Genomic DNA, 18,609 nt, shown 5'->3' with positions numbered 1-18,609 from the left:
CAAAACAGGATTTCCCGGCTTTTCCCAAAATATCCCTTTTCTTGCACCCCGTGGCTTGGTATTTGAAAGCCATAGGGGTTTGTCAGGCTTTGCTAGTCCTGTGAGCCGGTTCGTCTCTGCGCGAATCCGGCTGGCGATAGCCTGCGCCCCGGGAACAGAGGGGCAGCAGTCCAAAAGTGTCGGAAGTCATTCTCTATACGGGCAACGCATTCAGCGTCGCGGACGGCAAGGGCCGTTTCGTGCTGCCCCTGGAGATGCGCCGGCAGGTCAAGCTGTCCAGCGGCAATGAAACCCGGCTTTTCCTCTCGGTCCATGGCGGCAACCCCTGCGCCACGGGCTTTGGCGAATCGCACCGCCGCCATCTGTTCACCGAAGTCGAGGAACTGGCCCGCGAAGCGCGCGCCGCGGGGCGCGACTATGATGCCGATCTGGAACTGGAGCGCCGCCTCGGCACGATCGAGGAGGTCAATTTCGATGACGGCGGCCGCTTCGCCATGCATCCCGACATCAAGGAGGAATATGGCATCGCCGACGCCGTCTTCTTCTATGGCGTGGGTCGCTACATCCAGATCTGGAAGCCGGAAACGCTGGTCGACAGCAAGGACCGGCCGGAACTGATCCGCAACAAGGTTCGCCGCTGGCTGGACCAGCGGACGGCGGGAGGGGCCAGGTGAGCGCTTCCGCCGATCATGCCAAGGACCCCGAGCGCCATATTCCGGTGCTCATCGACGAAGTGCTCGACGCCCTCGCCATCAACCCCGGCGAGGTCCATGTCGACGGCACGTTCGGCGCGGGCGGCTATTCGGGCGCCATGGCGGACAAGGGGGCGAGGGTCTTCGCCTTCGACCGCGATCCCGACGCGATTCGCGAAGGGCAGGCGCTGGCCGACGAAAAGGGCATCACCCTGATCGCGGGCGAATTTTCGCGGATGGAGCAACTGCTGGCGGACCGGGGCGTGACATCGGTTTCCGGCGTCACGCTGGACATCGGCGTTTCGTCCATGCAGCTCGACCGGCCGGAGCGGGGCTTTTCCTTTCAGGGCGACGGGCCGCTCGACATGACGATGAGCCGGAGCGGGATGAGCGCCGCCGATTTCCTGAACAATGCCCCTGAGCAGGAGATTGCCGACATCCTCTATCGCTATGGCGAGGAGCCCCGCTCGCGCCGCGTGGCGAAGGCGATCGTCGAGGCGCGGCCGCTGGAGCGTACCGGGCAACTCGCCGGCGTCGTGCGCAAGGCGCTTGGCCACAAGCCGCATGACAAGAAGGACCCCGCCACCCGCACCTTCCAGGCGATCCGCATCCATGTGAATCGCGAGCTGGAGGAACTGGAGCGGGGGCTGGAAGCGGCCGAGGCGATGCTGGAGGAGGGCGGCCGGCTGGCGGTCGTCACCTTCCACAGCCTGGAGGACCGCATCGTCAAGCAGTTCCTGCGCAACCGCAGCGGCAGCGAGGCGAGCGGATCGCGCCATTTGCCCCAACTCCAGTCCGGTCCCGCGCCGACTTTCGAAAGGCCAGCCAAGGCGGTGCGGCCCGGCATGGCGGAACTGGCGCGCAATCCCCGCTCCCGATCCGCCACGCTGCGCAGCGCCGTTCGCACGTCCGCCCCTGTTTCCCCCCGCCGAACCCAAGACAGGAAACCCCGCTCATGATCGCGGTCAAGAGATTGCAGAGCCTGATCTGGATCCTTCTGGTCGCGCTGGGGGCGCTGGGCGCTTATCTGGTGTCGCTCAAGGTCGCGACCGAGCGTAATGAGTTGATGAAGGTGCGGGCGCAGATCGCGCGGGCCAAGGCCGACATCCGCTATCTGGAGACCGAGTTCAGCGCGCGGGCGAACATGCGGCAGCTTGAGCGCTGGAACCAGGACGACTTCATGTATGCGACGCCCACCGCCCAGCAATATCTGGCGGGCGAGCGGGCGCTGGCGCATCTCGACGGGGTGCAGCCCAATGGGCCCGATTATGTCGCGCCGCCGGTGATGGTGGCGATGGTGCAGACGCCCGCCGATCTGCCGTCGGCGCCGCAGGCCGCGCCCGCCAGCCCCGCGCCGACCCAGATCCGCAGCGACATCGCCGTGATCCGGGAGGCGCATGCGGCGGACAATGTCGACAAGATCGCCAAGGCGCCGCCCGTCAAGACGCCCAAGGAAAAGGCGAAGGAGGACGCCGACACGACGAAGCCCAATCCTGTCGCCCGCCGCGCGGAGCGGATGGCGATGCTGGACGCGAAGCTGCTCGACGACAGCACGCTGGGGGACATCAGCGCCAAAGCGAAGCGCGAGCGCGCCAAGGGGGATCGCTAGATGGCGACGATCATCGTTCAGCCGGGCGGCGCGAGAGCGGGCAAGCAGCGCGTCGACCTGACGGCGATCGCGCATAACCGGCTGATGTTGCTGCTGATCCTGTTCATGGCGATCACGGCGGTATTGATCCTGCGCCTGAGCTGGGTGGGGGTCTTCGCCGGCAACGGGCGGGGCGGCGACGCGATGGGCGGCCTTCCTGCGCGGGCCGACATTGTCGACCGCAACGGCGTGCCGCTGGCGCGCACCATGGATGCCTATTCGATTGCGGTGCGGCCTTCGCGGCTAATCGGCGACCCGTCCGAACTGGCGCGCAAGCTGCATGAGATATTCCCCGACGAACCGGAAGCCGCCTTCCACAAGAAGTTGACCGGGCGCGGCTGGGCCTATCTGCGCCGTCGCGCGTTGCCGGAAGAGGTGGCGGCCGTGAACGCCCTGGGCGAGATCGGCATCGAATTCCCGCGCGAGAAGGAGCGGCTCTATCCGCAGCGCACCTTGGCGGCGCATGTGATGGGCTTTGCGCCCAATACGGACGGCAAGGGCGGCATGGGCGTGGAAGCGGCGTTCAACGACCGGCTGACCGATGCGGCGCTGCGCGGCCAGCCCTTCGCCATGTCCATCGACAGCCGCGTGCAGGGCGCGCTGGAAAGCGAGCTGTACGCGCAGCTCGTCCAGACCCGCGCAAAGGGGGCGGGCGGCGTGATACTGGACGCCAATACCGGCGAGGTGATCGCCATGGCGTCAATTCCCGTGTTCGATCCCAACAAGCTGCAAAATTATGCGGGCAAGAGTTGCAGCGAATCGCCGCTCTGCAACCATATGGTGCAGGCGCGCTATGAACTGGGATCGGCGTTCAAGCCGCTGTCCATCGCCGCGGCGATGGATCGCGGCGTCGTCACTTCCATGTCGAAGACCTATGACGCGACGGCGCCGCTCGCCATTGCGGGCTTCCGGATCAAGGACGACCATCCGCTCGGCCGCTGGATCAACGTGCCGGAAATCCTGGTGCACAGTTCCAACATCGGTACGGCGCGGATCGCCGACCAGATGGGCGCGGAGCCTTTGCAGCATCTTTTCCGGGAGTTGCACTTCGATCAGCGCGCGCCGATCGAGCTCAATGAACGGGCAGGCACGCTCTGGCCGGCCAATTGGGGGCGCATCACGACGCTGACCGTTTCCTATGGCCATGGCATCGCCGTAACGCCTTTGCATCTCGCTTCGGCTTATGCGGCGTTGGTGAACGGCGGACTGTGGCGGCCCGCTACCTTGCGCAAATTGAAGGCGGACGAGGTGCCGGAGGGCCGCCGCGTCTTCTCCGCCGCGACCAGCGCGCGCATGCGCCAACTGTTGCGCATGATCGTGGCGGCGGGTACAGGTCGCAGCGCCGACGCCAAGGGATACCGGGTGGGCGGCAAGACGGGTTCCGCCGAAAAGCCCCAAGAGGGCCGGTATAACAAGACTTCGCTGGTGACGACTTTCGCTTCTGCCTTTCCCATGGACAATCCGCGCTATGTGGTCCTCGTCACCATGGACGAGGCGACGGGTCAATATGGCCTGCGCACGGCCGCCTGGACGGCGGCGCCGGTCGTGAAGCGGGTGGTGGAACGCACCGGGCCGATGCTGGGCGTGCTGCCCGACGAGCGGCGCGACGTCGACATTTCCGACCTCATGCCGCTGTTGCACGGCGACAAGGAGAAAGAATAATGCGCCTCGGGTCGCTTATCGAGGGGCTGGATGCGAAGCTCGATACAGGCGCGTCGCTGGACCTGCCGGTATCGGGCTTCGCGATCGATAACCGGAAGGTCGCGCCGGGCACGGTGTTCGGGGCCTTCCAGGGAGCACGGGTCAATGGCGAGGACTTCATTCCCGCCGCCGTGCAGGCAGGGGCGGTGGCGGTCGTCGCCCGGCCGGAGGCGCGGGTGGACGGCGCGATCCATATCGCGTCGGACAACCCCCGCCGCCTGTTCGCGCAGCTTGCCGCGCGCTATTTCGCGCCGTTTCCGGAGGTGACCGTTGCCGTCACCGGGACCAACGGCAAAACCTCCACCGTCGAACTGACCCGGCAGCTCTGGCGGATGCTGGGGCATAAATCCGCCTCCATCGGCACCCTGGGCGTGACCACCTCCGTGGATCAGGTTTCCACCGGGCTCACCACGCCGGACATCGTGACCTTCCTCGCCAACATGTCGGGCCTGAAGCGCGAGGGCATCACCCATGCCGCGTTCGAGGCGTCGAGCCACGGGCTGGCGCAATATCGCACTGAAGGGCTGCCCGTGTCGGCAGCGGCCTTCACCAACCTGTCGCGGGATCATCTCGATTATCATGGCGACATGGACAGCTATTTCGATGCCAAGATGCGGCTGTTCGACGAGGTGGTCGAGCCGCTGGGCGCGGCGGTCGTCTGGGCCGATGACGCATGGTCGGAAAAGGTTATCCAGCGGGCTACGAAGCGGGGGCTTCGTGTGCTGAGCGTCGGGGTGCAGGGGCAGGCATTGCGCCTTGCCAACCGCACCCCGACCCAGTTGGGCCAGACGCTGGACGTCGAGGTTGAAGGCAAAAGCCACAAGGTCAACCTGCCGCTGATCGGCGCCTATCAGGCGGCTAATGCGCTCACCGCCGCCGGTCTGGTGATTGCCGGCGGCGAGGATGCGGGCAAGGTGCTGGAACTGCTGGGCCGGGTGCAGCCCGTGCGCGGGCGGCTGGAGCGGGCCGTCATCACCAGGACGGGCGCCCCGGTCTATGTCGACTATGCCCATACGCCCGACGGGTTGCGTGCCGCCATCGAGGCGCTGCGGCCGCATACGCGGGGTCGGCTGATCGCACTGTTCGGCGCGGGCGGGGATCGCGACGCGGGCAAGCGGCCGCAAATGGGCAAGGTGGCGGCGGACCTTGCCGACCATGTGATCGTCACCGACGACAATCCGCGTTCGGAGGAGCCCTCCGCCATCCGCGCCGCCGTCATGGCGGGCGCGCCGGGCGCGGAGGAGATTGGCGGTCGCCGCGCCGCCATCGCCGCCGCCATCGCTCAGGCAGGCGCGGACGACATTGTCCTCCTGGCAGGCAAGGGGCATGAGCAGGGCCAGATCATCGGGGACCGGGTGCTGCCTTTCGACGATGTGACCGTGGCGCGGGAATGCGCCGGATGAGCGCACTCTGGACCTCCGAAGAGATTGCGCAGGCCACGGGGGGCGTCGCTTCGGCGCCCTTCGCCGTTTCTGGCGTGGCGTTCGACAGCCGCGAAGTGACGGGCGGCGACCTGTTCGTCGCGATGAAGGGCGAGGCCACGGATGGCCATCGCTTCGTCGACAAGGCGTTCGGTCAGGGCGCGGCGGGCGCCATCGTCAGCCAGCCGATCGCGCAGCCGCATGTGCTGGTGCCCGACAGCGCGGCGGCGCTGGAGGATCTTGGTCGCGCCTCCCGCGCGCGGATGCAGGGCAAGGTGGTCGGCGTCACCGGATCGGTGGGCAAGACCGGCACCAAGGAGGCGCTGTTCCATGCGCTCGATCGCATCTGTCCGGGGGAGGTCCACCGCTCCGTCAAGAGCTACAATAACCATGTCGGCGTGCCGCTGAGCCTGTCGCGCATGCCGCGCGAATCCGCCTTTGGCGTGTTCGAAATGGGCATGAACCATGCCGGCGAGCTGGCGGCGCTGACCCGGCAGGTGCGGCCGCATGTCGCCATCGTCACCGCCATCGCGCCGGCCCATATCGAATTTTTCGGCACCGAGGAGAAGATCGCGGAGGCCAAGGCCGAGATTTTCGAAGGGCTGGAGCCGGGCGGCACGGCGGTCATCCCCTATGACAGCCCGCATGTCGCGACCCTTTATGCCAAGGCGGAGAAGCATGCGGCACGAATCCTGACCTTCGGCTTCGATCCGGAGGCCGATGTCCGCGCCCGCGAAACCGTGCCTGCGGTGGGCGGCGGCACGCTGGTCACGGCGGCGCTGCCGGGCGTCGAACTGTGCTTCACCGTGGGGGCTCCGGGCGAACATTGGGTTTCCAACGCTCTGGCGGTGCTGGCGACGGTGGAGGCGCTGGGCGGCGATCTGGCGGCGGCGGGACTGGCGCTGGCGGAAATGCCGGGCCTTCCGGGTCGGGGTCAGCGGAGCATCCTGCCTGTCGAGGGCGGCGAGGCGTTGCTGATCGACGAAAGCTATAACGCCAATCCGCTGAGCATGACGGCGACGCTCAGGCAATTGGGCCGGGAGCAGGCGGAGCGCCGCATTGCCGTGCTGGGCGGGATGCGCGAACTGGGCGACCGCAGCCGCGAATTGCATGCCGGGCTGGTCGAACCGCTCACGGCGGGCCAGGTGGATTATGCGGTGCTGGTGGGCGAGGAGATGGAGCCGCTGGCGCAAGCGCTGGGCGGCGTCATCGCCTTCGACCATGTATCCGACGCAGCCAGCGCCACCGACCTCATTCGACATGAAATACGCGCGGGCGATGCGGTCCTGGTGAAGGGATCGAACGGCATCGGCCTCTCGCGCCTCGTCGCCGCGCTACAGGAAGCAAAGAACTGATGCTCTACTGGCTTGCCCAGACCATGGATTTCGCGGGTGTGTTCAACCTCATCCGCTATTTGAGCTTCCGGGCGGGCGCGGCGATCGCGACCGCGCTCATCATCGGCCTGCTGATCGGGCCGCGCTTCATCGGATGGCTGCGCGTGCGGCAGGGCAAGGGGCAGCCGATCCGTGACGACGGCCCGCAGACGCACCTCGCCAAGCGCGGCACGCCGACCATGGGCGGCCTCATGATCCTGACGTCCATGGTGTCGTCGGTGCTGCTGTGGATGGACCTTTCCTCCATCTATGTCTGGGCCTGCCTATTCGTGACGCTGGGTTTCGGCGCCATCGGTTTCCTCGACGATTATGACAAGGTGACGAAAGCCAGCCACAAGGGGCTTTCGGGCAAGATGCGCCTGGCCTTCGAGTTCCTGATCGCCGGTTTCGCGGCGTGGCTGATCGTCAGCCAGCATGGCAATACCGCGCTGTACGTGCCCTTCTACAACGGTCCGGCGATCGAACTGGGGCCGTTCTATTTCCTCTTCGCGGCCTTCGTGATTGTGGCGTTCGGCAATGCGGTGAACCTGACCGACGGTCTGGATGGGCTTGCGACGATGCCGGTCATCATCGCCTGCATGGCGTTCATGGCCATCGTCTATCTGGTCGGGCGCGCCGACTTTGCGGGCTATCTTGGCATTCCGCATGTGCCGGGGGCGGGCAACCTCACCATATTGTGCGGCGCGATCATCGGGGCGGGCCTCGCCTTCCTCTGGTTCAACGCGCCGCCCGCCGCCGTCTTCATGGGCGACACCGGCAGCCTGGCGCTCGGCGGCACGATCGGCGTGATCGCCGTCACCGCGCATCATGAGATCGTGCTGGGCGTGATCGGCGGGCTGTTCGTGGTGGAGGCGATGTCCGTCATCATCCAGGTCTTCTTCTACAAGCGCACCGGCAAGCGCGTGTTCAAGATGGCGCCGATCCACCATCATTTCGAACAATTGGGCTGGGCCGAGCCGACCGTCGTGATCCGCTTCTGGATCATTTCCTTCGTGCTGGCGCTGGCCGGCCTCGCCACGCTGAAGCTGCGGTGAGCGCCATGGGGATCGTTTCCGACGTCTTTGCAGGCAGGAAATATGCGGTGCTGGGGCTGGCGCGGTCCGGCCTCGCCACGGTCGAGTGCCTGGCGGCGAGCGGGGCTGAGGTCGTGGCATGGGACAGCCGGGACGAGGCGCGCGCCGCCGTTAAGGGCCAGGCGGAATTGGCCGATCCCACCGAAATCGACCTCAAGGGCTTTGACGGCGTGGTGGTGTCGCCCGGCGTGCCGCTCAACAAGCATCCCATCGCCATGCATGCGAAGCTCGCGGGGGTGCCGGTCATTGGCGACATAGAGCTGTTCGCGCTCGCCCGGCCCAGCCTGCCCAAGCATCGGGTGGTGGGGATCACCGGAACCAACGGCAAGTCCACCACGACCGCTCTGGTCCATCATATCGTCGAGACGGCGGGCATTCCCACGCGGATGGGCGGCAATATCGGGCTGCCGATCCTGGGACAGGACCCGTTGCCGGAGGGCGGCGTCTATGTGCTGGAGCTGTCGAGCTACCAGATCGACCTGACGGGCAGCCTGGATTGCGATGTGGCGGTGCTGCTCAACATCACGCCGGATCATCTCGACCGTTATAATGGCTTTGAGGGCTATGTAGCCTCCAAGGCGCGGCTGTTCGCGATGCAGTCGGCCGGGCATGTCGCGGTAATCGCGACGGAAGATGAGCCGAGCCGGGGGATATTCTATTCCATCCGTCATTCCCGGGAAGGCGGGAATGGCGGGGTTGTGGAGGTGCGATCGGGCGACATCGATCCCTCCGCTCAGGCCGGCTGGCCCGCATTGCAAGGCCCGCATAACGCCCAGAACGCCGCCGTCGCCATCGCAGTCGCCCGCGCGCTGGGCATCGGCGAAGCGACAATCGAACAGGGCCTGCAAAGCTATGCCAGCCTTCCCCACCGAATGCAGCGGGTGCGGGAACTGAATGGCGTCCTCTACGTCAACGACAGCAAGGCGACCAACGCCGCCTCGACCGCGCCGGCGCTGGCCGCCTATCCGCCGGTCGATGGCCGCAAGCGGCTGCACTGGATCGTCGGCGGCCTGGCCAAGACCGACAATCTGGACGAGTGCGCGCCCTGGTTCGCCAATGTGGCCCAGGCCTATACCATCGGCGAAGCGGGCCCCATGTTCGCTGAGCTGTTGCGCCCGCATATGGCGGTGGACGATTCGGAAATGCTATCGGCCGCCGTTCGCCGCGCTGCGCGGGTGGCGCAGCCGGGTGACGTGGTGCTGCTGTCGCCAGCCTGCGCGAGTTTCGACCAGTTCCGCGATTTCGAGGCGAGGGGCGATGCCTTCGCCGCTGCCGTCGCCGCGCTGGAATAAAGGGAATCGGAGGAGCTTTGGGGGGCATGTCGAGGGCAGGCGATCTTGTAAAGGAGTTCAGGAACCGCACCGTCCCGCGTGAGCGTACGGCGCTGGCCATCTGGTTCTGGGAAATCGACCGCGTGCTGCTGTCGCTGATCGTCGCGCTGATGGCGATCGGGCTGGTCGCCGTGGCGGCGGCCTCCCCGGTGGCGGCGATCGACCGGTCGACCAGCACGGTTTCGGTGACGCCGCTCATCTATTTCTACCGCCAGTTGATGTGGGTGTTCATCGGCCTGCCGATCATGCTGGTGATCTCCATGCTGCCCCGGACGCAGGCGCGCCGGCTGGCCTTTATCCTGTGCATCGTCTTTGCCGTGGCGCTGCTGCTGGTGCCGGTGCTGGGTTCCGTGGTGAACGGCGCCAAGCGCTGGATCGACCTGCCGGGTTTCCGGTTCCAGCCGTCGGAATTCCTCAAGCCCGTCTATGTCGTCACCATGGCCTGGTTGCTGTCGCTGCGCGGCAAGGACATGACGCTGCCCGTGATCCCGCTGACCGGCGTGCTGACGCTGCTGATCGCGGCGATCCTGATGAAGCAGCCGGACTTCGGCCAGACGGTGATCTTCCTCGCCTGCTGGGGCGGCCTGCTGCTGCTGTCGGGCGTGTCCATGCGCTTCATCGGCGGGATGGCGGGCGCGGGGCTTGGCGGGCTGGTGCTGATGTACATGTTCTATGAGAACGGACGTCAGCGCATCAACGACTTCCTGGGCATCGGCGTCGCGCAGGATGTCGGGCCGGACCAGACCGAACTGGCCTTCCGCACCATCACCCATGGCGGCTTCCTGGGCGTCGGGCCGGGCGGCGGGCAGAACAAGTTCCGCCTGCCCGAAGCGCATACCGACTATATCTTCTCGGTCATCGGGGAGGAGTTCGGCCTGCTCGCCTGCATCGGCATCGCCTGCGTCTATCTGGCGATCGTCGTGCGGGTGTTCCTGCGCATGCTGGACGAGGACGATAATTTCACCATTCTCGCCGCGGCGGGTCTTACCACCCAGTTCGGGCTTCAGGCGATCATCAACATGGGCGTCAACGCCCAGATATTTCCGTCCAAGGGCATGACGCTGCCCTTTATCAGCTATGGCGGCTCCTCTATGCTGGCGCTTTGTATCGGCGTCGGCCTGTTGCTCGCATTCACGCGGCGCAACCCCTTCATGGGTCGGCACACGGTCGTCAAATGGAGTGGTCGATGAGCATTTCCCGACACTTCGTCCTCGCCGCCGGCGGGACGGGTGGTCATATGATTCCGGCGCATGCCGTTGCTGAAGAGCTGATGCTGCGCGGCCATCATGTCGCGCTGGTGACGGATGAGCGCGGCGCCAAGATACCTGGCATTTTCGACAAGGCGCCTGACAACCGGGCACAGGTCCATGTCATGCCCGCCGGGCGGATGACCCGGAATCCCAGAAGCTGGCCGGGCGCGTTGAAGGCGATTTTGGCGGGCCGGGCGATGGCGCGGCGTCTGAACGAGACGTTCCGCCCGACGGCCGTTGTGGGTTTTGGCGGCTATCCGGCCATGCCCGCGTTGCTGGGCGCGCTGGCCGATGGCATTCCGACCGCCATTCACGAACAGAATGCCGTGCTTGGCCGGGTGAACCGCTATCTGGCGGGACGGGTGGATGCCATCGCGACCGCCTATCCGGATGTCGAGCGGCTCAAGGACAGATATGCCGGCAAGGTCCACCTCGTCGGCAATCCGGTGCGCGAGGAGGTGAAGCAGCTTCGCGAGGAGGATTTTCCCGCGCTGACCGACGAGAGCGTGTTCCGTGTGCTGGTCATCGGCGGCAGCCAGGGGGCGACGATCCTTTCCAGCGTCGTGCCCGATGGCCTGGGCATGCTGCCGCTCAGCCTGCGCCGGCGCCTGCAGGTGACGCAGCAATGCCGGGCGGAGGATATTGAGCGGGTGCGCCGGCTCTATGCCGATCTGGAAATCCCGGCGGACCTGGCGACTTATTTCAACGATGTCCCGGAAAAACTGGGCTGGTCGCACCTTGTCATCGCGCGGGCGGGCGCTTCGACGCTGGCGGAACTGACCTGTGCGGGGCGTCCGGCGATCCTGATACCGCTGCCGAGCGCGATGGACGACCACCAGACCGCCAATGCCCGCGAGATGACCGAGGCCGGCGGCGCCCGCACCATTCCGCAGGCGCGCTTCACGGCTGTGGAACTTGCCAAGCAGATGCAGAAGATGGCGCTGGAACCCGGCGCGCTCCAGAATGCGGCCAAGCGCGCCCGCGCCTGCGGTCGCCCGAATGCGGCTCGCGACATGGCGGATCTGCTGGAAAGCATTGGCCCGGCGCCCATCATCAATGACCCGCTGCGTGTCGGCCCGACGCCCACCAGCCTCAATTTGCAGGGTGTTCCTGCATGAAGAACGCCAAACTCTCCCCCCACGGCTCTCTCTATTCTGTCAGCAAGGAATCCCACGCATGAAGGGTGTCGGCACCGACATCGGCACGATCCATTTCATCGGCATCGGCGGCATCGGCATGTCCGGCATCGCTGAGGTGATGCATAATCTGGGCTACAGGGTTCAAGGCAGCGACGTCGCCGAAGGCTATGTGGTCGAGGGGCTGCGCAAGAAGGGCATCCCCGTGATGATCGGTCACAAGGCCGAAAATCTGGGCGATGCCGCCGTGGTCGTGACCTCCACCGCGATCAAGAAGGGCAATCCGGAGGTCGATCTGGCGTTGGAGCGCCGCGTCCCCGTCATCCGTCGGGCCGAAATGCTGGCGGAACTGATGCGCCTCAAATCGACCGTCGCGGTCGCGGGCACGCACGGCAAGACCACGACCACATCGATGGTCGCGGCGTTGCTGGATGCGGGCGGGGTGGACCCGACCGTCATCAATGGCGGCATCATCAACAGCTACGGCTCCAACGCCCGCCTAGGCAACAGCGAATGGATGGTGGTAGAAGCCGACGAGAGTGACGGCAGCTTCCTGCGCCTGGACGGCACGCTGGCGGTCGTCACCAATATCGATCCCGAGCATCTCGACCATTATGGCAGTTTCGACAAGGTGAAGGACGCATTCGTCGAGTTCGTCGAGAATGTGCCTTTCTACGGCGCGGCGATGCTGTGCCTCGACCATCCGGAGGTGCAGGCGATCCTGCCGCGCGTGCAGGACCGGCGCATCGTCACCTATGGCTTCTCCGCCCAGGCCGATATTCGCGGCGAAAATGTGCAGCCGATTCCCGGCGGCAACCGCTTTGACGTGCAGATCCGGGAACGCGACGGTTCGCTCCGCCGGATCGAGGGCATCGAAATGCCGATGCCGGGCCGCCACAATGTGCTGAACGCCATGGCGGCGATCGGCGTGGCGTTGCAGATGGGCATCGATGACGCGACGATCCAGACCGGCTTCGCCAAGTTCGGCGGCGTCAAGCGGCGCTTCACCAAGGTCGGGGAAATCGCGGTCGGTGGCGGCGCCGCGACGGTGATCGACGATTACGGCCACCATCCGGTCGAGATCAAGGCGGTGCTGGCTGCCGCCCGCGAAGGGGCGAAAGGCCGGGTCATCGCCGTGGTCCAACCGCATCGCTTCACCCGCCTGCGCGACCTGATGGACGAGTTCCAGCAGGCCTTCAACGATGCCGACATCGTCTATGCCGCCCCGGTCTATCCAGCCGGCGAGCAGCCGATCGAGGGCGTGGACAGCGCGGAACTGGTCGCAGGGCTGAAGCGCCGGGGCCATCGCAACGCCGCGACGGTCGAGGGCGCGGACGATCTTGCCCGCCTGATCGCCGCCGATGTGCAGGCGGATGACATGATCATCTGCCTTGGCGCGGGCGACATTACCAAATGGGCGGCGGGGTTGGCCTCCGCCGTTGCGGAGAGGGAAGCCGCCTGATGTTCGAACTGCTCAATGTCGGGCTGGAAATGCAGAAACGGATGATCGACATCCAGATGCAGGGCGTCGAAGCGGCGCAGCAGATGGTCGACGCCGCCCAGCGCAATGTGGATGCGGGCCTCGCCGCGACCCGCGCGGGCGAGGCGGGCATGAAGGCGATGAAGGGCTGGATGCGGCTTTGGGGGATGCGCGATTGACGCTGGCGGCGACGTCCCTTCCTCCGGTTCGCGGTTCGCTCAAGGCCGATGCGCCGTTGGCGCCGCTCGTCTGGTTCAAGGCGGGCGGCGTCGCGCAATGGCTGTTCGAGCCGAAGGACGCGGACGATCTTTCCGATTTCCTCACCCGACTGGACCCGGCGATCCCGGTGATGGCGCTGGGGCTCGGTTCCAACCTGATCGTGCGGGACGGCGGCGTTCCGGGCGTTGTGGTGCGTCTTGGCAAGCCCTTTGCCAAGGTGGAGCAGGTCGATGCGACCAGCCTGCGCTGCGGGGGAGGGGCCTCGGGCATCCTCGTTTCATCGACCGCGCGGGATGCAGGGATCGCCGGGCTTGAATTCCTGCGGTCCATTCCGGGCACGGTCGGCGGCTTCGTGCGGATGAACGGGGGCGCCTATGGTCGTGAGACCTGCGATATTCTTGTGGAATGCGAGGTTGTGCTGCGGTCCGGCGAGCGGGTGACATTGCCGGTCGATGCATTGGGCTACACTTACCGCCACAGCACTCTTCCCGACGGCGCTGTCGTGGTGAGCGCGGTTTTCCGGGGCTTTCCCGGCGAGTCCGCGGCCATCCAGGCGGAGATGGACCGCATCGCGACCGCCCGCGAGGAAAGCCAGCCGCTCCGCAGCAAGACCGGAGGGTCCACCTTCAAAAACCCGGCCGGTCACAAGGCCTGGCAGCTGGTGGATGAGGCCGGGTGCCGGGGGCTGCAACGGGGGGGCGCGCAGGTTTCGGAAAAGCACACCAATTTCCTCCTCAACCTGGGCGATGCGACCAGCGCGGATATAGAGGCGCTGGGCGAGGAGGTGCGCCGCCGGGTGAAGGAAAAGAGCGGCATTGACCTCGAATGGGAAATTCAAAGGGTGGGCGTTCAGCTGGTTGAAGGAACAGATACATGACTCGTGGCCCCTGGCATGTTGCCGTCCTGATGGGGGGCTGGTCCGCCGAACGGCCCGTTTCGCTTTCGTCGGGCGAGGGCGTCGCCAAGGCGCTGGAATCGCGCGGCCACAGGGTTACGCGGATCGACATGGACCGCGACGTCGCGCTGCGCCTCGCGGAGGCCAGGCCGGATGTCGTGTTCAACGCCCTTCACGGCGTACCCGGCGAGGATGGCACGGTGCAGGGCATGATGGACCTGATGGGCCTCACCTACACCCATTCCGGCCTCGCCACCTCGGTCATCGCGATCGACAAGCAGCTTACCAAGCAGGCGCTGGTGCCCCATGGCATCCCCATGCCCGGCGGTCATATCGTGCCCAGCGAAAGCCTGTTCGAGGGCGATCCCCTGCCGCGCCCCTATGTGGTGAAGCCGGTCAATGAGGGCAGTTCGGTCGGCGTCGCCATCGTGACCCGGGACGGCAATTATGGATCGCCCATCGGCCGGGATGTCGAGGGACCGTGGCTGCATTTCGAGGAATTGCTGGCCGAGCCCTATATTCGCGGCCGGGAACTCACGACCGCCGTGCTGGGCGACGAAGCGCTGCTGGTCACGGAATTGCGCCCGAAAAGTGGCTTCTACGATTTCGACGCCAAATATACCGACGGCATGACCGAGCATGTGTGTCCCGCCGATATTCCGCAGGAGATCAGCGAAGCCTGCAAGGCGATCGCGTTGCGCGCGCATCGGTTGCTGGGCTGCAAGGGGGCGTCGCGCGCCGATTTCCGTTGGGACGATGAACAGGGGATCGACGGGCTGTTCCTGCTGGAGGTGAACACCCAGCCGGGCATGACGCCGCTCAGCCTCGTGCCCGAACAGGCGGCCAGGCTGGGCATTGACTATGCCGAGCTGGTGGAGCGTATAGTCGAGGACGCGCTGAACGGCGCCCGAATTGCAGCCAATGGGGGGGCGAAGCATGGCTGAAGCACGCATCCGGCGTGGCGGAACGGCGCGGCTGACGCGAACGACCGGCGCGCGCGGCCGCAGCGGGGGGCGAGGGCGTTCGGTCAAGCAGCGGAGCTGGATCGACGGCCTGATCGACCAGCTGCCGGTGAGCGAGGAAGCGCTCCAGCGCATGGCGAGCTGGACCATCGTCGGCATCGTGCTGGCGGCGCTGGTCGGCATCGCCATGCTGATGGGCGTTCCCGCCATGGCCGGGCAGAAGGCGTCCGAACTTGCCGCCCAGGCCGGTTTCGAAGTCGAGAAGGTCGAAGTGCGCGGCGTCGAGCGGATGGACGAACTGCCCATCTACAATATCGCCCTGGGCCAGGTGAGCCGGTCCATGCTTTCGCTCGACCTGCCCAAGGTGCGGGCCGACATGCTGAAGCTCGGCTGGGTCAAGGATGCGCGCATTTCCCGCCGCCTGCCCGATACGCTGGTGGTCGACATCGTCGAACGCGATCCTGTCGCGGTGTGGCAGCATGATGGACAGCTTCACCTGATCGACGTGGCCGGCGTGGTGCTGCAATCGGTGTCCGCCGGGGCGATGCCGGACCTGCCGCTTGTGGTCGGTCCCAACGCCAATCGCCAGACCGCGGGCCTCAACAGGCTGATGGAAAATGCGCCCGCGCTCAAACCCATGCTGGCGGGCGCCACCTGGGTCGGGAACCGGCGCTGGGACTTGCGCTTTCAGTCGGGGGAGACGCTTTCCCTGCCCGAAGGCGACAAGCCGTCGGCCACGGCGCTGGTCAATTTCGCGCGAATGGACGGGGTGAACCGCCTGCTGGGCCGGGGCATCGTCAAGTTCGACATGCGCGATCCCGACCGTTTCGTGCTGCGCCTGCCGCAGGGCCAGGGAAGCGGTTCGTCCGGCGACAAGCCCGATGCGAGCGCCGAAGCGCCCGCCAAGGGCGAGGAAGGCTGAACCCCCATGGCTCAACCCAAGGTCGAGAAGTTCGTCACCGCGATCGACATCGGATCGTGGAAGGTGTCCGCGCTGATCGCGGGGCGCACCGAAAATGGCGAACTGGCGATCCTGGGCACCGGCCAGCGCGAAAGCCGGGGCGTGCGGCGCGGCTTCATCGCGGACATGGAGCGGACCGAACTCGCCGTCCGGGAAACCGTGGAACAGGCGGAACGCGTCGCGGGCACGAATATCGAGGATGTGTGGGTCAGCTTCTCCGGCGGCTCGCTGGTCAGCGATGTCGTCACGGTCGAGCGCGACATGGGCGGCTATCGCGTCGAACAGGCGGACATCGATGACCTTCTGACCACCGGCCAGCAGGGGATCGATCCGGACGGGCGCGTGGTTCTGCATGCCCAGCCGACCTGCTTCACCATCAACGGCCGCGTGCCGGTGAAGAAGCCGCTCGGCATGCATGCGGACCTGCTGGGCGTCGACATCCATGTCGTGCTGGCAGACGGGGCGCCGCTCGCCAATCTGGATCTCTGCGTGCGTGGCGCCTATCTCAACGTCAACTCCATCGTGGCTTCCCCCATTGCCACAGGCCTCGCCTGCCTGTCGGAAGAGGAGCGGGACCTGGGCGTGGCGCTGGTCGAACTGGGCGCTGGCGTCACCAATGTCTCGCTCTATGCGGGCGGCATGCTGGTCGGGCTGCACAGCATTCCGATCGGCGCGTCCGACATCACGGACGACATCGCCTCCGCCTTCGGCATCCGCCGCAGCCAGGCGGAGCGGATCAAATGCTTCTATGGGTCGGCCATGCAGAACCGCCGCGACTTCCGCGACATGATAGAGATCGCCGCGCCCCATGGCGACGTCGCCATTCCGGGACAGAGCGCAGGTCCCAATGCCGATGGCGGCAAGATCACCCGCGCCGCTTTGGTGGCGGTGATCTGCGAGCGGCTGAACCAGATCATGGTGGAGGTGAATGCGGCGCTCGCCGGCATGGGCTTCAACACGCCTACCGGACGGCAGGTCGTGCTGACCGGCGGCGGCGCGGAAATGAAGGGCATTGCCGACTATGCCCAGGGCGCGCTGGGCCGCGCGGTGCGGATCGGACGGCCGCGCGGCCTGGCCGCGATGCCGGAGGCGCATAGCGGCCCGGCCTTCGCGACGCTGGCCGGACTTGCGCTTTACGGCGCTTCGAACCCGGTTGATCTTAGAACGATAGCGCCCGCTCCCCAGACCGTTCATCGTATCGGCGCGCCAGCATGGTGGCAGAGAATGGTGAAGGCGATGAAGACGAACTATTGAAATAAACACAGGTCAGACGAATTTTACTGGTGAAATACGCCATCATCTGTTGCATTAACCTTCGATGACAGTTTCGCTCACGTCACCGAAGCTGGAGGGAGCTAGAATTTATGAGCATTGAAATCAGCCCGCCGCATGTGGACGAGTTGAAGCCACGCATCGCGGTGATCGGCGTCGGCGGCGCGGGCGGCAACGCCATCGCGAACATGATCGCCGCCTCCGTCGAGGGCGTGGATTTCATCGTCGCCAATACCGACGCGCAGGCGCTGAATGCCTCGCCCGCGGAACGGCGCATCCAGCTTGGCCCGCAGATCACCGAAGGGCTGGGCGCCGGCTCTCGCCCTGAAATCGGCAAGGCCGCCGCTGAAGAGACCATCGCCTCGGTCGAGCAGGCGCTGGACGGCGCGCATATGTGCTTCATCGCCGCCGGCATGGGCGGCGGCACCGGCACCGGCGCCGCGCCGGTCATTGCCAAGGCCGCCCGCGACCGCGGCATCCTGACCGTCGGCGTGGTGACCAAGCCCTTCACCTTCGAGGGCAATCGCCGCATGAAGTCGGCGGAGGCGGGCATCGAGGAACTGCAGAAGCATGTCGATACCCTCATCGTCATCCCGAACCAGAATCTGTTCCTGATCGCCAACCCGAACACCACCTTCAAGGAAGCCTTCCAGATGGCGGACGAGGTGCTGCAGCAGGGCGTGCGCGGCATCACCGACCTGATGGTCATGCCGGGCCTCATCAACCTCGACTTCGCGGACGTCCGTTCCGTGATGGGCGAAATGGGCAAGGCGATGATGGGCACCGGCGAAGCCGAAGGCGACGGCCGCGCTCTGCAGGCCGCTGAAAAGGCCATCGCCAATCCGCTGCTGGACGGCGTGTCGATGCGCGGCGCCAAGGGCGTGATCGTCTCCATCGTGGGCGGCGACGACATGCGCCTGATGGAAGTGGACGAGGCCGCCAACCACATCCGCGAACTGGTCGATCCCGATGCGAACATCATCTGGGGTTCGGCCTTCAACGACAATCTGAACGGCAAGATCCGCGTATCGGTGGTCGCCACCGGCATCGACAGCGATGCGGGAGCCAATGCCGCGCCGCTGACCCAGCCGTTCAGCTTCGCCAGCCGTCCGGCCGTCGCGGTGCCGACCGCCGCCGCGCCCAAGCCCGCGCCGCAGCCTGCGCCGGCTCCGGT

17 protein-coding genes are annotated in these 18,609 nt (G+C 66.2%); all 17 read left to right on the top strand.

Translation table 11 applies throughout. The annotated features are described in order from the left end of the window. Positions 1-176: 176 nt before the first annotated feature. Positions 177-674 (top strand): division/cell wall cluster transcriptional repressor MraZ, encoded by a 498-nt coding sequence (locus A8G00_RS24000; RefSeq protein ID WP_025546944.1) that lies wholly within the window; start codon positions 177-179, stop codon positions 672-674. Next, positions 671-1,651 (top strand): 16S rRNA (cytosine(1402)-N(4))-methyltransferase RsmH, encoded by a 981-nt coding sequence (rsmH, locus tag A8G00_RS23995; protein WP_103001894.1) that lies wholly within the window; start codon positions 671-673, stop codon positions 1,649-1,651. The genes A8G00_RS24000 and rsmH overlap by 4 nt, the downstream gene beginning before the upstream one ends. Then, positions 1,648-2,301, top strand: coding sequence for a hypothetical protein (locus A8G00_RS23990; RefSeq protein WP_025550614.1), 654 nt, complete (start codon positions 1,648-1,650; stop codon positions 2,299-2,301). Before rsmH ends, A8G00_RS23990 begins: the two co-directional genes overlap by 4 nt. After that, on the top strand, positions 2,302-4,002 hold the full coding sequence (locus A8G00_RS23985) for a penicillin-binding protein 2 (RefSeq protein WP_061939089.1): 1,701 nt from the start codon (positions 2,302-2,304) through the stop codon (positions 4,000-4,002). Further along, positions 4,002-5,444 (top strand): UDP-N-acetylmuramoyl-L-alanyl-D-glutamate--2,6-diaminopimelate ligase, encoded by a 1,443-nt coding sequence (locus A8G00_RS23980; RefSeq protein ID WP_103001893.1) that lies wholly within the window; start codon positions 4,002-4,004, stop codon positions 5,442-5,444. The genes A8G00_RS23985 and A8G00_RS23980 overlap by 1 nt, the downstream gene beginning before the upstream one ends. Beyond that, positions 5,441-6,817: a UDP-N-acetylmuramoyl-tripeptide--D-alanyl-D-alanine ligase gene (gene murF / locus A8G00_RS23975; protein ID WP_044660136.1), complete on the top strand. Its 1,377-nt coding sequence runs from the start codon at positions 5,441-5,443 to the stop codon at positions 6,815-6,817. Before A8G00_RS23980 ends, murF begins: the two co-directional genes overlap by 4 nt. Then, complete coding sequence (gene mraY, locus A8G00_RS23970) at positions 6,817-7,890, top strand: phospho-N-acetylmuramoyl-pentapeptide-transferase (RefSeq protein ID WP_025550622.1); 1,074 nt, start codon at positions 6,817-6,819, stop codon at positions 7,888-7,890. Before murF ends, mraY begins: the two co-directional genes overlap by 1 nt. 5 nt (positions 7,891-7,895) lie before the next feature. Further along, positions 7,896-9,221 (top strand): UDP-N-acetylmuramoyl-L-alanine--D-glutamate ligase, encoded by a 1,326-nt coding sequence (gene murD, locus A8G00_RS23965; protein WP_103001892.1) that lies wholly within the window; start codon positions 7,896-7,898, stop codon positions 9,219-9,221. Between the two features lie 26 nt (positions 9,222-9,247). Further along, positions 9,248-10,450 carry an FtsW/RodA/SpoVE family cell cycle protein gene (locus A8G00_RS23960; protein WP_025550626.1) on the top strand — a complete coding sequence of 401 codons (1,203 nt, stop codon included), beginning with the start codon at positions 9,248-9,250 and terminating at the stop codon, positions 10,448-10,450. Continuing rightward, complete coding sequence (gene murG / locus A8G00_RS23955) at positions 10,447-11,628, top strand: undecaprenyldiphospho-muramoylpentapeptide beta-N-acetylglucosaminyltransferase (RefSeq protein WP_025550628.1); 1,182 nt, start codon at positions 10,447-10,449, stop codon at positions 11,626-11,628. Before A8G00_RS23960 ends, murG begins: the two co-directional genes overlap by 4 nt. Positions 11,629-11,686: 58 nt before the next feature. Then, positions 11,687-13,108 (top strand): UDP-N-acetylmuramate--L-alanine ligase, encoded by a 1,422-nt coding sequence (gene murC / locus A8G00_RS23950; protein WP_025550629.1) that lies wholly within the window; start codon positions 11,687-11,689, stop codon positions 13,106-13,108. Beyond that, positions 13,108-13,305: a hypothetical protein gene (locus A8G00_RS23945; RefSeq protein WP_025550630.1), complete on the top strand. Its 198-nt coding sequence runs from the start codon at positions 13,108-13,110 to the stop codon at positions 13,303-13,305. Before murC ends, A8G00_RS23945 begins: the two co-directional genes overlap by 1 nt. Next, positions 13,302-14,222, top strand: coding sequence for a UDP-N-acetylmuramate dehydrogenase (murB, locus tag A8G00_RS23940; RefSeq protein WP_103001891.1), 921 nt, complete (start codon positions 13,302-13,304; stop codon positions 14,220-14,222). Before A8G00_RS23945 ends, murB begins: the two co-directional genes overlap by 4 nt. After that, complete coding sequence (locus tag A8G00_RS23935; RefSeq protein WP_025550631.1) at positions 14,219-15,184, top strand: D-alanine--D-alanine ligase; 966 nt, start codon at positions 14,219-14,221, stop codon at positions 15,182-15,184. Before murB ends, A8G00_RS23935 begins: the two co-directional genes overlap by 4 nt. Continuing rightward, positions 15,177-16,124 (top strand): cell division protein FtsQ/DivIB, encoded by a 948-nt coding sequence (locus A8G00_RS23930; protein WP_103001890.1) that lies wholly within the window; start codon positions 15,177-15,179, stop codon positions 16,122-16,124. The genes A8G00_RS23935 and A8G00_RS23930 overlap by 8 nt, the downstream gene beginning before the upstream one ends. Positions 16,125-16,130: 6 nt before the next feature. Continuing rightward, positions 16,131-17,417, top strand: coding sequence for a cell division protein FtsA (gene ftsA, locus A8G00_RS23925; protein WP_025550635.1), 1,287 nt, complete (start codon positions 16,131-16,133; stop codon positions 17,415-17,417). A gap of 110 nt (positions 17,418-17,527) precedes the next feature. Next, positions 17,528-18,609: cell division protein FtsZ (gene ftsZ / locus A8G00_RS23920; RefSeq protein ID WP_103001889.1), on the top strand; the 1,082-nt coding region annotated here is incomplete at its 3' end.

The sequence above is a fragment of the Sphingobium sp. SA916 genome (assembly GCF_002894065.1).
GTDB classification, from domain to species: Bacteria; Pseudomonadota; Alphaproteobacteria; order Sphingomonadales; family Sphingomonadaceae; genus Sphingobium; species Sphingobium fuliginis.
Note: the sequence above shows the minus strand (reverse complement) of the source record. Positions and strands in the feature narration are given on the sequence as shown.